Genomic DNA, 16,258 nt, shown 5'->3' with positions numbered 1-16,258 from the left:
TCCGTCATGAATGAGGTCAAGTCAGAACTCGTCATCATCCGCCGGCGGAGCGCCTTCGACGACGAGAAGCCGCACGGCGGCGTCTGGAAGATCGCCTATGCGGACTTCATGACCGCGATGATGGCGTTCTTCCTGGTGATGTGGCTGATCAATGCGCTCAACCAGGATCAGAAGCAGGTGGTCGCGAGCTATTTCAATCCGATCAAGCTCGCGGAGAACGCACCTGCCCCGAAGGGGCTCAAGGATCTCTCCAAGAAGGAGCCGTCGTCGTTCGACGGCCAGGACGGCAGGCGCCAGCCGGGAGGACCGAGCGAGGAACGTCGCGGTGACTCTCCGACGGCCGAGAAGCCGCCCTTCTACGAGGAGAAGGTCCTGTTCCGCGATCCCTATACGACACTCGCCGAGATCGCCAGCAGCGCGAACCAGGCCTCGGGCCAGCGGCGCGCCGGCGCTTTGACGTCCGCCGAAGAGGATGGCCTCAAGGGCGGCGACGCCTACCGCGATCCGTTCGATCCCGGCTATTGGAAGCTTGCGCCGCAGGCACCCAAGGATGCCGATCGCATCATCGAGCCCAAGCCCGAGCTGAAGCCGAATGCGTCCGCGCGCGACACTGCGTCCGGCACAGGCGAGGGCGAGCCACAGGCACGCCGAGCCAGGCAGGACGATGCCGGCGGAAGCGTGGCTCCGAACGCCAATGCGTCGTCCGCAAGCCTGTCGGCTCTGCTGCCGCCGGGGCCCGCGCCATCACAGGCCTCACGCGAAGGGAGCGCGCAGCCCGGCGCCCAGACTGGTAATCAAGCCAATGCCGCCGCTCAGCCGCGTCCCAACGACACGACGAAGGAATCCGAGCCGCGCGACGCGGCTCAGGCCCAGCAATTAGCGGTCAAGCAGCTTCAGTCGGCGATCGCGGACGCGCTGTCGGACGTCAAGGCTGGCGCCGGACCGGTGGCCGAGGTGCGTCAGGTCGAGGAAGGCCTGCTGATCAGCCTGACCGACGATGCCAACTTCGGCATGTTCGCGGTCGGCTCGGCTGAGCCGCGGCCCGAACTCATCCGGGTGATCGACAAGATCGGCCCGCTGCTGACGAAGCGTCCCGGCGTGATCATCGTCCGCGGCCACACCGACAATCGGCCGTACCGTTCGGAGGCCTATGACAACTGGCGGCTGTCGACGGCCCGTGCGCAGATGGCCTATTACATGCTGGTCCGCTCCGGTGTCGATGCGCAGCGCATCGAGCATGTCGAGGGTTATGCCGATCGGCGGCCGAAACTTCAAAACGATCCGGCGGCCGCGCAGAATCGCCGGATCGAGATCATGGTCCGGGAGAAGCGTCCTTGATCAGGCCTCTTCTCCGCGCCGCGCTGCTGATGCTGCTGCCGTTCACGGCGGCAGGCGCATTCGCCGAGCCGGCACCGATGCCGCCCCCGCTGGTATCGGCATCGGGCGAGCCATACGAGCTCGTTCGGGCGTTGCAGGCCGTGCAGGACGGCATCGCCAACGGCGATACCGCGGCGCACGGCAGCCACGGCGCATTGATCCGGCAGATCGGCGAAAAATTTCTCGCCGCCGATCCGGGCGTATGGAGTAATTCGCAGAACGGCCAAGCGGCCGTCATTTACCTACTTAGCGGCGGCGCGCCGCAAATCATTCGCAAGCTGCCGCGCGACAAGCTGAACGTCGATGGACGGCTGTTCGATGGCGCGCTTGCCTATGTCGAGGGTCGTCAGGACGAAGCGCGCGAACTGCTCAAGGACGTCAAGCCGCGGACGGTTCCGTCGGGCCTGGGCGGACAGCTCGCGCTGGTCCAGGGCGCGCTGTTCGCACGCGCTGAGGCATCGCTCGCAATCGAGCGTCTGGACGACGCGCGCTTGCTCTTGCCGGGCACATTGGTGGAGGAGGCCGCGCTGCGGCGCGAGATCCTGCTGGTCGGGCAAGCCGAGGATTTCGACAAGTTCGAGTTCCTGACGCTGGCCTATATCAGGCACTACCACAACTCGGTCTATGCCGGGGACTTCTGGCAGCGCTTTGCGACCGGCCTGACGCAGTCGAGCCTCGCGCTCGACGAGCGTCGGTTTGCGCGGATCACCACCCTGCTGGAACAGATCGACCGCGCGAGCCGCCTCAAGCTCTATCTCGTGATCGCGCGGACCGCGATGGTGCGCGGAGGGCTGGCCGTGACCCGGCTTGCCGGCGAGCGTGCCCTGACTCTCAGCGCCGATGCCTCGGTGGAGCGCGAGCGGGCGCATTTGTTCCGCGGCCTGTCGCGGACGCTCACCGACGAATATGACGGCGGTCTCGCCGAGTTGAAGGCGCTCGACCGGTCGAAGCTGCCAGAGCGCGACATTCCCTTTCTCAACGCAACGGTGCAGCTCGCCCTCGACGTTCGCAAGCCGTTCGTTGGCGGATCCCCCGCCGCAGCCGACAAGCCACCGGTCACACCGGCGCGCCTCGATCTCGCGTCGTCGACCGCAACGCTTGCGCGAGCGCAGAAGCAGCTCGGCGAGCTCGAACTCCTCACCAGGGATCGCCGTCCATGACGAAGCTCAGTGGAACCTCCGGACAGATCTTTTCGAGCCTCGCCGAAAGCCTCAACATGCGGGGCACATCGCGCTCCGGGAAGAGCGCCGGACCGAAGGCGCAGGCGGACTCCTCCTTCAACGATCTGCTGCACACCGTCTCGAATCTCGCGAAGCGGGCGCTCAACGACGAGGGCGGCGACACGGCGGTGAAAGCCGGCACGCTGCGGACGCGCCTGGCGCACCAGAGCGGGAAGGACGACGCCAACGACGAGACGGTGCACGACCGTGCCGCGGCGGCCGAAGAGCCCGGATCCAGGGAGAAACCCACCGAGAAATCGTCCGGGAAACATGGACTCCTCGATCCTGCCGAGCAGGCCGACGTCCAGAGCCGATCGAGCATCGCCGGGATCATGGGGCAGGAGATCGTCCCCGGGCCGCCGGTCGTGATGCCGCAGATGCAAGCACCGGCCGGCGACAAGAAGGATGCGTCCGGACGCGACGAGCGGTCTTCCACGACCAAGCGCGACGTTCAGGCCATGGGAACGGGGAAGGCGACGACCCCCGAGCCCGCGTCTCCCGCGGCTCCAACCACCGCGCACTCGCAGACCGCGGCGTCGCACGCGACGGCTACCGACCAGGCGACATCGCCGCAAGGCAGTGAGCCGTCGCAGAAGGCAACCGCACCCGGCTTCGAGGCCGTCGCGGCCAATGTCGAGCGTGCTGCCAGGGCTTCGGCGCGGGACGCATTGCCCGGGACGACCAAGGTCACCGTAGTCCAGCAAGAGACCCATCTGCCGCCGGCGCAGTTCAACGCTCCGCAGCAGGTTGCCAACGCCGTTATCGCCGAGCTGAAAGAAGCTCCGGCACCGGTCTCCGCAGCTGCAGATGTTGCCGCGTCCCAAGCCAATGCGCCGGATCAGCCGCTCAAGATCCTGACCATCAATCTCGAGCCGCCCGCGCTCGGCAATGTCACCGTGCGCCTTCGTCTGGTCGGCAACGAGGTGTCTGTCCACCTTGCCGCCGCGCGCAAGGACACGAGCCAGATGCTGGATCAGCAGCGCGATTCAATCCGCGACCTGATGCAATCGGCGGGCTACGTCGCCGACATAGCACCCGTCCAGCACGGCTCGCTGGATGGTTTCCAGAGCGGCTCCGACCAGTCGCAGCCGCAGCTTTCGGGCCAGCAACAGCCGTCGTCCCAGTCGCAAGGCACGTTCGACGGTACGAGTAATTCGTCGGGACAAGCGGACGGCGGCGCCAAGCAGGCCCGACAGGAGCGCCCGTCCAACCAGGAGACGCGTCATGAGCAGGACGTGGCGCCGCAGATTCGTCGCGGCCCTGTTTATCTGTAACGCCGGCGCCGCGACTGCTGCGACCGACAATTCGCGCCCGTGCGAGCGCGAGATGACGCGTGCGTCCCAGCAGCACGGAATTCCGCTCGGCATTCTCTACGCGGTCGGCCTGACCGAGACCGGCCGGCGCGGCGCGCTTCATCCTTACGCTCTCGGCGCCGATGGACAGACCGTATTCGCCAAAGACATGAACGACGCGATCGCCAACTTCGAAGCCATGCGAGCTAGGGGGATCAAGCTGATCGACCTCGGCTGCATGCAGATCAACCACTACTATCACGGCGACAAATTCGTCTCGGTCCGGGCGATGTTCGATCCCGCAGGGAATGTCGACTACGCCGCGCGCTTCCTGAAGGTGCTGAAGCAGCGCGAGGGCAGTTGGACCATGGCGGTCGCCCGCTACAATGCAGGCCCCAACAACCAGCCGGCGCAGAAGCGCTACGTCTGCCACATCGTCGCGCATCTCGTCTCGAGCGGCTTCGGCGCGTGGACCGACAAGGCGCGCTCGTTCTGTCAGCCCAAGACGAGCTGACGACATGAAGTTGTGCATGGTTCCTTACCATCAGCCCCGCGCAAGCAAAACCCATCATTGTAATTGCAACCTACTTAAGGAGCCCAATCCATGAGCCTCTATGGCATTATGCGTACCGGCGTTTCCGGGATGGCCGCGCAGTCCAACAAGCTGTCGACGGTTTCGGACAACATCGCGAACGTCAACACCACCGGCTACAAGCGGGCTTCGACCGAATTCTCCTCGCTGATCCTGAAGAGCGGCTCCGGCAATTACGATTCCGGCGCCGTCGAGACCACCGTCCGCTACGCCATCAGCGACGCCGGACATACGCAATTCACCACATCGAGCACGGATCTTGCCGTTCAAGGCAACGGCTTCTTCGTGGTGTCCGACGCCACCAACACGCAGCAGTTCCTGACGCGGGCCGGCTCGTTCGTCCCGGACAGCCAAGGCAATCTGGTCAATGCGGCCGGCTACTACCTCCTCGGCCAGCCGGGGAAGGTGACTAATTTCTCGCAGAACAGCCTGTCGGGAATGCAGATCGTGAACATCGCCCAGGTCTCGCAGGTGCCCGTGCCATCGACGGCGGGAACGCTCACCACCGGCAATCTGGATCCGACGGCAGCACTCATTGCCGGTCCGCCCGGTCCGGGCGCGTACTCGTCGAAAAGCTCGATCGTGGCCTACGACAATATCGGCCAGCCCGTTAAGGTCGATCTCTATATGTCCCATACCGCGACAGCGGCGGGCTTGGACACCTGGCAAATCCAAGCCTACAACTCGACGACGGGCGCCACGCTCGGCGCGACCGGAACTTATACCTTCGACACGACGACGGCCGGAAAGGGCGCGCTGGCCGCAGCGAGCGCCACGACGCTTGCATTTCCGGTCACCGGCGGCGCGACCGTGACCCTCGACTTGTCGAACATGACGCAGGTCGGCACCAACTTCAGCTTCAAGGCCACTGTCAACGGTAGCGTTCCGTCGGCCATCGATAAGGTCGACGTTGACCAGAACGGGTACGTGACCGCCGTGCTCAAGAACGGTCAGCAGCTGACGCTCTACACGCTCATGCTCGCCGACGTGGCGAGCCCCGATAATCTGACGCCCGAGCCGGGCAACGTCTATTCGACCAACCAGAATTCGGGCAACGCCCAGGCCGCGAATGCCGGCACCGGTGGGCTTGGCACGATCCAGTCTGAAGCGCTGGAAGACTCCAACGTCGATCTCGCGGACGAGCTCACCGGGATGATCGAGGCACAGCGTGGCTTCACCGCGAACTCGAAATCGTTCCAGACCGGCGCCGACCTGCTCGACGTCGTCGTCAACCTGAAGCGCTGAATCCCTCTGCACTCGTCCCGGCCAAGAGTAGACCATGTCCCTTACCGCTGCTCTCGACTCCGCTCGCGCATCGCTCATGGCGTCGGGCATCCAGTCGTCGACGATCTCGCGCAACATCGCCGGTGCCAGTGCCGCCGGCTATTCGCGCAAGATCGCCGTATTGGACAATCTCCCCGGGGCCGGCGTTTACGTGGCGGCAATCCAGCGCGCCGCCAGCTCGGGGCTCTACGACAATGTCTTGACCGCAACCTCGACGTCGGCCAAGCAGAGCGCGATCCTTGACGGTCTCCAGAAGATCGCATCTGCCACGGTTGACGATCCGGAACTCGACCAGTCGCCGACGGCGCAGCTCAACGCGCTGAAGAAGGCGCTCCAGCAATATGCCAACGCCCCGGACAACACCACGCTGGCGCAGGCAGCGGTGACGTCCGCCAAGGACATGGCGATCGCGCTCAACCAGGCGACCCAAACCGTGCAGACGGTCCGTGAGGGCGCGGATGCCGACATGCAAACGTCGGTTCAAAACATCAATCGGTTGCTCTCTCAGTTCCAGACCGTCAACACCGCGATCGTGAAGGGGACGATCTCCGGCGACGACATCACCGACTACCTCGACCAGCGCGACAGCATCGTCTCGCAGATGTCACAGGAGGTCGGAGTGTCGATGTCGCTCCGTCCTAACGGGGACGCGGCGCTCTATACCGACAGCGGCGTCGTGCTGTTCGACAAGATAGCGCGAACGGTGAGCTTTGCGCCGACGAACGCCTATACGGCCGGCACCACCGGCAATGCCGTCTATATCGACGGCGTTCCGGTAACCGGCGCCAATTCCGTGATGCCGCTCAAGTCCGGCAAGCTTGCTGGCCTCGCGCAGCTGCGCGACAATGATACCGTTACTTACCAGAGCCAGCTCGACGAAATCGCGCGCGGCCTGGTCGATGCCTTCAAGGAAAGTGACCAGTCGCCTGTTCCGACGCTGCCCAACGTCCCCGGTCTCTTCACCTATCCCGGCGCGCCGGCGATGCCGGCGAGCGCCACCGTCTTGGTGGGCCTCGCTGGTACGATTTCCGTTGCTGCATCGGTCGATCCGGCCCAGGGCGGCAATCCCAATCTGCTGCGCGACGGTGCGATCAGCGGCAACGTCGCATACCAATACAATACCGTCGGCAATGGCGGTTACTCGGCCCGGCTGCAGCAGCTCATTGGCGCCATGGATGCGTCGCAGCCGTTCGATGCAACCACGCAAGGCAAGCCGAACGGCAGCTTGATCGACTTCGCGTCGTCCTCGACGAGCTGGATCGAAAACCAGCGCAAGACCGCCGACTCTAACGTCACCTACCAGAAAACGTTGCTCGACCGCAGCACCGCGGCGCTGTCGAACGTCAGCGGCGTCAACATGGACGACGAGATGTCGTTGATGCTCCAGGTCGAACGCACCTATTCGGCCTCGTCGAAGATCATCTCGACCGTCGACGAAATGTTGCAGAGCCTGCTGGCTGCCGTGGGAAATTAAGTCATGATGAGCGCGAACTACATCTCGACCTTGATGCTGTCTTCGTCGTTGAGGTCCTCGATCACCAACAATCAGGCCGCGCTGGCCAAGGCCTCGAAGGAAGCCACCACCGGCCGCTTCGCCGATGTCGGCCTCGAGCTTGGCGCCACGACGGGAGGCGACGTCACCCTGCGGGCGGACCTAAGCTTTGCCGATCAGCTCGTCGATACCAACGGGCTGGTCTCGGGACGCCTGGACATCACGCAGAGCCGGATCACCCAGCTTGGTTCGACCGCAACGGATTTCCTCAAGGACTTGATCGCGGCTCGCAGTACCGACGGCGGCGGGCGGATCATCCTGCCGCCTGCGTCCTCCAACCTCCAGGATCTGATTGGCGCGCTGAACGTCTCCTATAACGGCTCGTCTCTCTTCGCGGGCATCAACACGCAGAACACGCCGATCACGGCCTACACCGCGGGCTCGGCCAGCAAGAACCAGGTCGATGCCGACTTCCTTGCGACCTTCGGCTTCTCGCAATCATCGCCCAGCGTGAACACCATCACCCCGGCCCAGATGCAGACCTTCCTCGACACCACCTTCGATGCGGAGTTCGCGAGCCCGGCCTGGAACACCAATTGGTCATCGGCGACCGACCAGGTGATGCAAAGCCGTATCTCCACGACGGAGATCGCAGATACCTCCGTCAGCGCCAATCAGACAGGTTTCCGCAAGCTCGCCGAGGCCTATACCATGATGGCGGATCTCGGGAACGCGAACCTGGACCAAGCGACGTTCCAAGTCGTCGTGGACAAGGCCATCGGCCTTGTCGGAAACGCCATCACTGACCTTGCGACCCTCGGCGGCGACATCGGCACGGTCCAGCAGCGGATCACCTCCGCAACCGACAAGCTGAGGACGCAGCAGGACATTCTGAACAATCAGATCGTCGGTATAGAGAAGGTGGACCCGACGGAAGCCTCCGTCAGGGTCAACACCTTGCAGACGCAGATCCAGACGGCACTTGCGCTCACCTCGCAACTCCAGAAGATCAGCCTCATCAACTATCTCTGAGTCCAGCTCCTTCGTAAGGCGCGTAACCCTTGTCTTGTTGTTCGGTCTCCTGCGCAGAGTTGTCCTGATGACGTTTGAAGCCTATGAATCGGTCGTCGACGAGAGCGGCTATGAGGCGCGGGGCCGCGAGCGGCAGGCGCTCAGCCTCGGCATCGACCGGCTCGAGCGGATCCAGGAGGACCGCTTCAGCCTCGAGGATCTGGTCGAGAGCCTGCTCTATGTGCGGCGGCTGTGGACGATCTTCATCGAGGATCTCGCGCATCCGGAAAACGGGCTTCCGGAAAAGCTGCGCGCGGACATCATCTCGATCGGGCTTTGGGTGGTCAAGGAAGCCGATCGCCTTCGCGAAGAAAAGTCGAACGACGTGATCCAGCTCATCGAAATCAACCGCCTGATCCGAGACGCACTTTGATGAAGATATCCTTGCGTGCGGGCGAACGGGTCTACATCAACGGCGCGGTGCTGCGCGTGGACCGCAAGGTCTCGGTCGAGCTCGTCAATGACGTGATGTTCCTGCTCGAAGGGCAGATCATGCAGGCCTCCGACGCCACAACGGCGCTGCGGCAGCTCTATTTCATCGTCCAGCTCATGCTGATGAATCCGACCGATGTTCGGGATGCCTCGGCTCTCTACGGGCAGCATCATGCCGCTCTGCTCGCCGTGTGCGAGAGCCAGGAGATGCTGGTCGGGCTTGGTGCGGTCGATGACCTGGTCGGGGCGAGCCGTTACTTCGAGGCGCTCAAGCGGATTCGAGCACTGTTTCCGGTGGAGCAGGCCATCCTGGCCGGCGCCAAGATCGATTCCCCATTCGAGGCTGCCTGACAGCGGAGAGCGACATGAACGTCACCAGCGCGACCGATAGCACCAGCAAGTCGTCCAGTTCGACCAGCTCGACGACGTCGAGCACCGGCGTCGACTACAACACGTTTCTTCAGCTCCTCGTCGCGGAGATGAAGAATCAGGATCCGACCAATCCGATGGACACCTCGCAATACATGAGCCAGTTTGCGCAGCTCTCGTCGGTCGAGCAGGCGATGCAGACCAATAACAAGCTCGACGCTCTGCTGTCTTCGCAGTCGCTGTCGCAGGCCAATGGACTGATCGGAAAGACCGTCAGCTTCACGGACTCGACCGGAGCAAGCTTCAGCGGCAAGGTCGCTTCGGTCTCCATCAACAGCGACGGCTCCATCGCGACACTCGAGAACGGTACGAAAGTCGCGATCGGCCCCGGTCTCACGATCAGCCAGTCATGAACGAACGGGATGCCCTCGACATCGTCCAGGCGGCGATCTGGACCATCATCGTCGCCTCCGGGCCTGCCGTCGGTGCCGCGATGCTGGTCGGCACCATCATCGCGCTGATCCAGGCGCTGACCCAGATCCAGGAGGTGACGCTGACCTTCGTTCCGAAGATCATCGTCATTCTCGTGGTCGTTGCCATCTCCGGCTCCTTCATCGGAGCCCATCTCTCCACCTTCACCGAGATGGTCTATTCGCACATCGAGCGCGGCTTCTGATCCGGGCGGTCCCGGCCGCCTCTGCCACCCTGCCACCACCCCCGCGTAAGCTTTGCACGGCAGATTACGGGCCGGATCCTCTGCCGGTGACCCATGACGGATACGTTAGCTGCTAGCCTGCCGACCCCGCGACGATTGGGCGCCGACGCCTTTTTCGCAGGCGGCATCGTGGCCATGCTCACGATCCTGTTTCTGCCCATACCGCCGATCCTGATCGATCTCGGCCTCGCATTCTCGATCGCGCTGTCGGCGCTGATCCTGATGGTCGCGCTGTGGATCCAGCGGCCGCTCGATTTCTCGGCCTTCCCGACCGTGCTCCTGATCGCGACGATCCTGCGGCTTGCGCTCAACGTCGCAACGACCCGTCTCATCCTGTCGCGCGGCGGGGAGGGGGAAAACGCCGCGGGCCATGTCGTTGCCGGTTTCTCGAAGTTCGTCATGGGTGGTGACTTCGTCATCGGCCTGATCATCTTCGCGATTCTGGTCACGGTGAACTTCGTCGTGATCACGAAGGGCGCAACGCGTATCGCCGAAGTCGGCGCCCGTTTCACTCTGGATGCCATCCCCGGCAAGCAGATGGCGATCGACGCGGATCTGTCCGCGGGCCTGATCGACGACAAGGAGGCCCAGCGCCGGCGCCGCGAGTTGGAAGAGGAGAGCGCGTTCTTCGGCGCCATGGACGGTGCCTCGAAATTCGTCCGCGGCGATGCCGTCGCCGGCCTGATCATCACCGCGATCAACATTTTCGGCGGTATCATCATCGGCGTGACGCATCACGGATTGACGCTGGCACGCGCCGCCGACGTCTACACCAAGCTCTCCGTGGGCGACGGTCTGGTAACGCAGATGCCCGCGCTGATCGTGTCGCTGTCGGCGGGCCTGCTCGTCTCGAAGGGCGGCACCAGAGGTTCGGCCGAGCAGGCGGTGTTGCGGCAGCTCGGGGGCTATCCGCGCGCGGTGTCGGCCGCCGCGCTGATGATGTTCGTGCTCGCCTTGATGCCGGGGCTGCCGACGGCGCCCTTCCTGCTGCTCGGCGGCGTCATGGCCTTCGTCGGATACTCGCTGCCGAGGCGGCAGGCAGCCCTGAAGCAGAAGGAAGATGCGCGCAAGGCCGACGAACGCGCCCAGGTCGATGCCAAGGAGTCCGTCAAGGAATCGCTCAAGACCGCGGAGATCGAGCTGGCGCTCGGGGGCCACCTCTCGGTCCATCTGCTGGGCTCGCGCAACGAGCTGGCGCACCGCGTGGCCAAGATACGCAAGAAGTTCGCCAAGCAGTACGGCTTCGTGGTTCCCGAGATCAAGCTCACCGACAATTTGTCGATCGATCCCAAGGGATACCAGATCCGGATCCACGACACCCGCGTCGCCCAGGGCGAACTCAGGCTCGGCGAAGTGCTGGTGCTCGTCGACAAGGATGGCAAGCCCGACGTTCCCGGCGAAGAGGTGATCGAGCCGGCCTTCGGCATGAAGGCGCTGTGGGTGACGGACGCGTTCACCGACGAGGTCAAGCGCCAGGGCTGCAAGCCGGTCGACAATCTCTCGGTGCTGCTCACGCATCTGAGCGAAGTGATCAGGGCCAACCTCGCCCAGCTCCTGTCCTACAAGGACATGCGCGGCCTGCTCGACCGGCTCGATCCCGAATACAAGCGCCTGGTCGAGGATCTCTGCCCGTCGCAGATATCGTATTCGGGGCTGCTGGCGATCCTGAAGATCCTGCTGGCCGAGCGCGTGTCGATCCGCAACCTTCATCTGATCCTCGAAGCCATCGCCGAGATCGCGCCCCATGTGCGGCGCTCCGAGCAGGTGGCAGAGCATGTGCGTACACGTCTTGCCCAGCAGATTTGCGGCGATCTCTCCGACAACGGCGTGCTCAACGTGGTCCGTCTCGGCAACCGTTGGGATCTCGCGTTCCACCAGAGCCTGAAGCGCGACGCCAAGGGCGACGTCGTCGAATTCGACGCCGATCCGCGCCTGATCGAGCAGTTTGCGACCGAAGCCAGCGCCGCGATCCGCAAGTTCACCGAGAACGGCACCAGCGTGGTGCTGGCGGTGACCCCGGAAGCGCGTCCCTATGTCCGGATGATCCTGGAGCGGGTCTTTCCGACCCTGCCGATCCTATCGCATGTCGAGGTCGCGCGCAGCACCGAGATCAGGGCCCTCGGAGCCATATCGTGATCAGCGGCCTCACCGATAGTGTGCTGGTGACGTTCATCGTGTTCTGCCGCATCGGTGCCTGCCTGATGCTGGTGCCCGGCTATTCCAGCGTCAACGTTCCGGCCCAGGTCCGCTTGTTCGTCGCGCTCGTCACGACGTTTGCGCTGACGCCGATCCTGATCGCCGTCCTGAAACCACTTACGGACAACGCGGCGCCGCTGACCCTCGTGCTTCTGATCTGTTCCGAGCTCGTGGTCGGCAGCGTCATCGGGCTCGGCGGTCGCGTGTTCTTTCTCGCACTCCAGACCATGGCCACCGTGATGGCCAGCGCAATCGGGCTGAGCAACATCCCGGGGACGCCGGTCGGCGACACCGATCCGGCGCCGGCCCTGGTGCCGCTGATCATGACGTCCGTCACCACGCTGTTCTTCATGACCGACCAGCACTGGCAGGTCCTGCGCGGCCTGATGAACTCCTACGACGTCTGGCATCCCGGCGACCGGTTCGGCGGCAGCATGCCGCTCGACCAGCTCGTCGGAAGGCTGTCGGAGGCATTCGTGCTGACGCTGCGGATCGCCAGCCCTTTCATCGTCTATTCGGTCGTCGTCAACCTGGCGGTCGGCCTGATCAACAAGCTGACGCCGGCGATTCCGGTCTATTTCATCTCGGTACCGTTCGTGCTGTTCGGTGGCTTCCTGCTGCTCTACCTCACCAGCGACGAGCTCTTGACGCAATTCATGCTTGGCGTCTCCTCGTGGCTGGCGGAGTGATCGGCCATGACGTCGCGCGCGGACAAGCTCGGCCGGATGGTCTCGCTCGTGAAGCTCCAGCTCCGGCTGTCAGAGTGGCAGCTCGCGCATCTGCGGCAGCAGGAGCGCAGCTTGCAGGATGAACAGGAATGGCTGGTCGGAACTCTCAACGAGGGCAAGCCGCCAGCGGGATCATCGAGCGAATCGGTCGCGCGGCGTCTGACCAGAACCAGCGTCGGCGCGCGCGCGGTTCAGGCGCAGGCCTCGCAGCAGCTCGACCAGGTTCGCGCGGAGAGCCGCCGTGTGAAGCAGTTCGAGCAGGTCGCGAAGGCGGCGCTCGCGGACAAGCTTCGCGACGCCGAGAAGCGATCGCTCGAGGAAATGACGGGAACAAGCCTCACCGCGCGCGAGTGGACGCCACGGCAAGCCAATCGGACCAAGACATGATCGTGACAGCGACACCCGACCTCGTTCTCGACGTCCTCGATGCTGCCGATCCCGTGACGCAGCGCGCGGCCACCGCGAAGCTCGACGCGTTGAAATCATCGGACGCGGATTTCGCCGCCACGATGGACGCGGAGGTCGGCAAGGCGAAGGCCAAGACGGCAGCTGCCGATCAATCCGCGACGAAGGTTTCGGAACCGCAGTCGGGCGCGGTGAACGGGGCGCCGGTGCAGGTGATCAAGGCGCCGGCATCCGGCGAGGTGTACCGCAAGTTCGAGGCCTTCATCCTCCAGACCTTCGTCGAGACGATGCTGCCGAAGGAGTCCGAGGAGGTCTTCGGGAAGGGCACGGCGGGCGGCGTCTGGAAGTCGATGCTGGCGGAGCAACTTGGTGCGCAGTTGGCAAAGGGCAAGGGCATTGGCATTGCCAAGCAGCTTGCTGCCGCGCATCCGGCGGGACCGGACGCTACGGGCAAGGCCGGATGATGATTCAGGAATGGGTGACAGAAGTTGAAGGGTGAATTTCCTATGCAGGCACAAGAAGGCGCGGCGGCCATGGTGATGGAGCAGCCGGCCGTGGACACCGAGGCGATGACGACGGCGGCCATGTCGGGGGATGCCCTGTTGCCCGTGCTGCTGCCTAATGTCGGTGGCGAGGTGGCGAACGACGGTGCGGAGGCGGCGAGATCGGACGAGGTGCGCGGCCTGTTGGCTGCGATCCGCCGGCTCGAAGGCATCGTCGAAGAGGAGACGGCTGCGCTCGCGACGGGCAAGAAGATCGACTTCGACGAGTTCAGCGCCCGGAAGAGCCGGAGCATGCTGGAATTCGTCCGCCTGATGCGGGCACGAATGCACCTCGGCGGCGAGGTCGAGATCACCGAGGAGGTCCAGCGGCTGCGCGAGAAGCTCGAGCGAAACCGTTCCATCCTCGAAATGCATTACGATGCGGTGCGCGAGGTTGCGACCATCATCGTCAAGGCCATCAAGGACGCCGAGTCGGACGGCACCTATACCGGTCGCGCAGCACAGGACGGAAAATGATCAGACTCGTGCTGGCCGGGCTCTGGGTATGCATCCTCACCGCGGGAACGAGCTATGCCGTGGCCTATTGGAAGGAAAATGGCAGCCTGCTGCCGGCAAAGGACGAATATCTTGACGGGCTGCAGTACCAGAAGACGCGGGCGCTGAGCGTGCCTATGGTCGAGAGTGGCAACGTGCAGGGCTACATCGTCGCGCGCTTCGTCTATACCGTAGAGGCGCGGACCATGCACCAGCTCAACGTTCCGCCCGAGCCGTTCGTCGTCGATGAAGCCTTCCGCAGGATCTATGCCGACGACCGCCTCGATTTCAGAAAACTCGCCCGTTACGACCTCTCCATCCTCACGACGGCCATCAAGCAGCGTGTCAACGAGCGAATGCAGGCCGAAGTCGTCCAGGACGTCCTTGTCGAGGACTTCAATTACGTGTCGAAGGAAGAATTCCAGCAGAAGCCCTAGGGCATTACCGGTTCTGATTGAATCAGAAGCGAGCCTCTAGAATATACTTACACGCGAGCCGCAGCGCCGGTACTGCCGCGCTCTATTCGCCGTTGACGTCAGAAACTACAACGGCCTCTGCGAAGGTGGTTCGCAGAGGCCGTTGTCGGTTTCGTGGCAGCGCCCTGCCGATCAGTTTCCGGCCGGATACGCCACTGGGGCGGTATGCGCCCTGTTCAGCAGAATGCCGACTTCGTCGAGCTCCTGCATCGGCACGTCGATGGTCTCGCCGGCCGGGATGTCGAGGCGGTATCCGACGTAACGCCGGGCCACGATCGCATCGAAGCCGAGGCGGTCGCGGAGCTTCTTGCGCAGTTTGCTGACGTGGCTCTCGATCACGCTCTCGTCGAATGTCGCTTCGAAGATGCCGTAGACCGCGTTGAAGATCTGCGTCTTGGTGACCCACTTGCCGTGGTTGCTGACCATATATTCGAGAATGCGCAGTTCGCGGCGGGGCAGGGTGAGGGCGTGGCCAGCGATCTCGGGGTCACGTCCGTTGAAGAAGACCTGGATCCTGGTCTCGCAGGGCCTCGGCAGTTCCCCGACCCGGCGGCGCGCAATCGCGGCCGTTCGGGCGAGGATCTCGCGGAGGTGAATCGGCACGTGGACGACGTCATCGACGCCCGATTCGAAGAGCTCCAGCGTGTTCTTGAGCATCTTCTGGCCGCTCATGGCGATGATAGGGGCCGAGGAGCGCTTGCGCATCGCCCGCGGCAGGCTTCCGCGGGTGCCGCAATCCCCGAGGAGGAAGGCGTCCACCGCGGCCAGATCCGATTCACTCGCAGATTGCAGCCAGTCCCAGAATTCTCCGGAGGAGAAGCCGATCGACGATACACCTTCGCGAACGAGCCCTCCGACATAGCTGTTCGTGACGCTCTCGCGATCATCAACGATAATATACATCAGTTTTTCGCCCCTGTTTCGCACTTGTTTCGGCCGGTTGTTTGTTGTGATGCCCGGCTCGGCAACTGTGCTGTTTGACGATATTCCATCCCGCGAACCGTTATTATGGTTTCGATATTCGCGGGCAGCCCTACGCATTCAGTGCCTGCGTCTCGCAGGCCTGCTACTTCGACTCGATACTGAACGCTTACTGCGTGAGGCTCGGCGGGTGTCTTGCGGATCACCTCGCGGAGCGGATTGAGAAAGCGACCTAGGACAGTTGCGCCAAGTTGCTCATTGCATCCGAACGCTACTGTACTGTGTCAATCCCCTCGCCAACTGGCGAGAATCACTTGAGTAGGACCGTAACAATTGCCGATTTCCGATCAAGCGTGCGCAACTAAGCGTTTGCTACACGTGCTTGATGCTGTTGGTTTGGTTCGAGTTGTTTCTTTGTATATTCAATCGCACCAGTTGATTTGGAATTCGAACTAGTTTTGCACCCTGGCGGTTCTAAAGTTCCGCATCCCCGTATGATTACAGACATTTTGGGTGGTGCTGCGCTTAACGCACATCGGTGGGTTTTCAACCCGGGATTGACTCTCGTCATCGTCTTTCCACATGCGACAATTCGACTCACGTATGGCGAGGCGACTCCAGCTTGGCGAAATCTTGGCGAGGGTGTGTCTT

Annotated in this window: 18 protein-coding genes; 17 read left to right on the top strand and 1 reads right to left on the bottom strand. The window is 63.4% G+C overall.

Going from position 1 to position 16,258, the window contains the following annotated elements; translation table 11 throughout:
• Window positions 1-6 precede the first annotated feature (6 nt).
• The 17 genes from IVA75_RS33015 (at window position 7) to IVA75_RS32935 (ending at window position 14,647) form a co-directional block, all read left to right on the top strand.
• Complete coding sequence (locus IVA75_RS33015; RefSeq protein WP_247287755.1) at window positions 7-1,338, top strand: MotB family protein; 1,332 nt, start codon at window positions 7-9, stop codon at window positions 1,336-1,338.
• The gene (locus IVA75_RS33010) at window positions 1,335-2,537 is read left to right on the top strand and encodes a chemotaxis protein (protein WP_247287757.1); all 1,203 of its coding nucleotides are present in this window, start codon (window positions 1,335-1,337) and stop codon (window positions 2,535-2,537) included. The genes IVA75_RS33015 and IVA75_RS33010 overlap by 4 nt, the downstream gene beginning before the upstream one ends.
• Entirely contained in the window at window positions 2,534-3,871 is a 1,338-nt protein-coding gene (locus tag IVA75_RS33005) for a flagellar hook-length control protein FliK (protein WP_247287759.1), read from the top strand. The genes IVA75_RS33010 and IVA75_RS33005 overlap by 4 nt, the downstream gene beginning before the upstream one ends.
• The gene (locus IVA75_RS33000) at window positions 3,822-4,403 is read left to right on the top strand and encodes a transglycosylase SLT domain-containing protein (protein WP_247287760.1); all 582 of its coding nucleotides are present in this window, start codon (window positions 3,822-3,824) and stop codon (window positions 4,401-4,403) included. The genes IVA75_RS33005 and IVA75_RS33000 overlap by 50 nt, the downstream gene beginning before the upstream one ends.
• Before the next feature lie 90 nt (window positions 4,404-4,493).
• Window positions 4,494-5,726, top strand: a complete 1,233-nt coding sequence (locus IVA75_RS32995) for a flagellar hook protein FlgE (protein ID WP_027570491.1) — start codon at window positions 4,494-4,496, stop codon at window positions 5,724-5,726.
• 34 nt (window positions 5,727-5,760) lie between these two features.
• Window positions 5,761-7,239, top strand: a complete 1,479-nt coding sequence (gene flgK, locus IVA75_RS32990) for a flagellar hook-associated protein FlgK (RefSeq protein WP_247287761.1) — start codon at window positions 5,761-5,763, stop codon at window positions 7,237-7,239.
• 3 nt (window positions 7,240-7,242) lie between these two features.
• Window positions 7,243-8,289 carry a flagellar hook-associated family protein gene (locus IVA75_RS32985; RefSeq protein ID WP_247287762.1) on the top strand — a complete coding sequence of 349 codons (1,047 nt, stop codon included), beginning with the start codon at window positions 7,243-7,245 and terminating at the stop codon, window positions 8,287-8,289.
• A gap of 67 nt (window positions 8,290-8,356) precedes the next feature.
• On the top strand, window positions 8,357-8,701 hold the full coding sequence (flaF, locus tag IVA75_RS32980; RefSeq protein ID WP_027570494.1) for a flagellar biosynthesis regulator FlaF: 345 nt from the start codon (window positions 8,357-8,359) through the stop codon (window positions 8,699-8,701).
• Complete coding sequence (gene flbT, locus IVA75_RS32975) at window positions 8,701-9,111, top strand: flagellar biosynthesis repressor FlbT (protein WP_027519845.1); 411 nt, start codon at window positions 8,701-8,703, stop codon at window positions 9,109-9,111. The genes flaF and flbT overlap by 1 nt, the downstream gene beginning before the upstream one ends.
• Window positions 9,112-9,125: 14 nt before the next feature.
• The gene (gene flgD / locus IVA75_RS32970) at window positions 9,126-9,542 is read left to right on the top strand and encodes a flagellar hook assembly protein FlgD (protein WP_247287763.1); all 417 of its coding nucleotides are present in this window, start codon (window positions 9,126-9,128) and stop codon (window positions 9,540-9,542) included.
• Window positions 9,539-9,805 (top strand): flagellar biosynthesis protein FliQ, encoded by a 267-nt coding sequence (gene fliQ / locus IVA75_RS32965; protein WP_008130649.1) that lies wholly within the window; start codon window positions 9,539-9,541, stop codon window positions 9,803-9,805. Before flgD ends, fliQ begins: the two co-directional genes overlap by 4 nt.
• Window positions 9,806-9,898: 93 nt before the next feature.
• Window positions 9,899-11,980, top strand: a complete 2,082-nt coding sequence (gene flhA / locus IVA75_RS32960) for a flagellar biosynthesis protein FlhA (RefSeq protein WP_007613922.1) — start codon at window positions 9,899-9,901, stop codon at window positions 11,978-11,980.
• Complete coding sequence (gene fliR / locus IVA75_RS32955; RefSeq protein ID WP_247287764.1) at window positions 11,977-12,729, top strand: flagellar biosynthesis protein FliR; 753 nt, start codon at window positions 11,977-11,979, stop codon at window positions 12,727-12,729. Before flhA ends, fliR begins: the two co-directional genes overlap by 4 nt.
• A gap of 6 nt (window positions 12,730-12,735) precedes the next feature.
• Window positions 12,736-13,155: a hypothetical protein gene (locus tag IVA75_RS32950; RefSeq protein ID WP_247287765.1), complete on the top strand. Its 420-nt coding sequence runs from the start codon at window positions 12,736-12,738 to the stop codon at window positions 13,153-13,155.
• Window positions 13,152-13,637: a rod-binding protein gene (locus IVA75_RS32945; RefSeq protein WP_027570499.1), complete on the top strand. Its 486-nt coding sequence runs from the start codon at window positions 13,152-13,154 to the stop codon at window positions 13,635-13,637. The genes IVA75_RS32950 and IVA75_RS32945 overlap by 4 nt, the downstream gene beginning before the upstream one ends.
• A gap of 42 nt (window positions 13,638-13,679) precedes the next feature.
• On the top strand, window positions 13,680-14,192 hold the full coding sequence (locus IVA75_RS32940) for a flagellar biosynthesis protein FlgN (protein WP_247287767.1): 513 nt from the start codon (window positions 13,680-13,682) through the stop codon (window positions 14,190-14,192).
• Complete coding sequence (locus tag IVA75_RS32935; protein WP_018453988.1) at window positions 14,189-14,647, top strand: hypothetical protein; 459 nt, start codon at window positions 14,189-14,191, stop codon at window positions 14,645-14,647. Before IVA75_RS32940 ends, IVA75_RS32935 begins: the two co-directional genes overlap by 4 nt.
• 171 nt (window positions 14,648-14,818) lie before the next feature.
• Here the strand turns inward: IVA75_RS32935 and IVA75_RS32930 are convergent, their stop codons facing one another.
• Window positions 14,819-15,589, bottom strand: a complete 771-nt coding sequence (locus tag IVA75_RS32930) for a response regulator transcription factor (protein WP_247287769.1) — start codon at window positions 15,587-15,589, stop codon at window positions 14,819-14,821.
• Window positions 15,590-16,258: the final 669 nt, after the last annotated feature.

Source organism: Bradyrhizobium sp. 134 (assembly GCF_023074155.1).
Lineage (GTDB): Bacteria > Pseudomonadota > Alphaproteobacteria > Rhizobiales > Xanthobacteraceae > Bradyrhizobium.
The sequence above is the reverse complement of the archived record's forward strand: the minus strand, read 5'-3'. Positions and strand labels throughout refer to the sequence as shown.

Coding starts and splice junctions, on each gene's coding strand:
- IVA75_RS32950 (WP_247287765.1), top strand. CDS start 12,736: ATGACGTCGCGCGCGGACAAGCTCGGCCGGATGGTCTCGCTCGTGAAG.
- IVA75_RS32935 (WP_018453988.1), top strand. CDS start 14,189: ATGATCAGACTCGTGCTGGCCGGGCTCTGGGTATGCATCCTCACCGCG.
- IVA75_RS33015 (WP_247287755.1), top strand. CDS start 7: ATGAATGAGGTCAAGTCAGAACTCGTCATCATCCGCCGGCGGAGCGCC.
- flaF (WP_027570494.1), top strand. CDS start 8,357: ATGACGTTTGAAGCCTATGAATCGGTCGTCGACGAGAGCGGCTATGAG.
- IVA75_RS32985 (WP_247287762.1), top strand. CDS start 7,243: ATGATGAGCGCGAACTACATCTCGACCTTGATGCTGTCTTCGTCGTTG.
- fliQ (WP_008130649.1), top strand. CDS start 9,539: ATGAACGAACGGGATGCCCTCGACATCGTCCAGGCGGCGATCTGGACC.
- flhA (WP_007613922.1), top strand. CDS start 9,899: ATGACGGATACGTTAGCTGCTAGCCTGCCGACCCCGCGACGATTGGGC.
- IVA75_RS32995 (WP_027570491.1), top strand. CDS start 4,494: ATGAGCCTCTATGGCATTATGCGTACCGGCGTTTCCGGGATGGCCGCG.
- IVA75_RS33005 (WP_247287759.1), top strand. CDS start 2,534: ATGACGAAGCTCAGTGGAACCTCCGGACAGATCTTTTCGAGCCTCGCC.
- flgK (WP_247287761.1), top strand. CDS start 5,761: ATGTCCCTTACCGCTGCTCTCGACTCCGCTCGCGCATCGCTCATGGCG.
- IVA75_RS32940 (WP_247287767.1), top strand. CDS start 13,680: ATGCAGGCACAAGAAGGCGCGGCGGCCATGGTGATGGAGCAGCCGGCC.
- flgD (WP_247287763.1), top strand. CDS start 9,126: ATGAACGTCACCAGCGCGACCGATAGCACCAGCAAGTCGTCCAGTTCG.
- IVA75_RS32945 (WP_027570499.1), top strand. CDS start 13,152: ATGATCGTGACAGCGACACCCGACCTCGTTCTCGACGTCCTCGATGCT.
- flbT (WP_027519845.1), top strand. CDS start 8,701: ATGAAGATATCCTTGCGTGCGGGCGAACGGGTCTACATCAACGGCGCG.
- IVA75_RS32930 (WP_247287769.1), bottom strand. CDS start 15,589: ATGTATATTATCGTTGATGATCGCGAGAGCGTCACGAACAGCTATGTC.
- IVA75_RS33000 (WP_247287760.1), top strand. CDS start 3,822: ATGAGCAGGACGTGGCGCCGCAGATTCGTCGCGGCCCTGTTTATCTGT.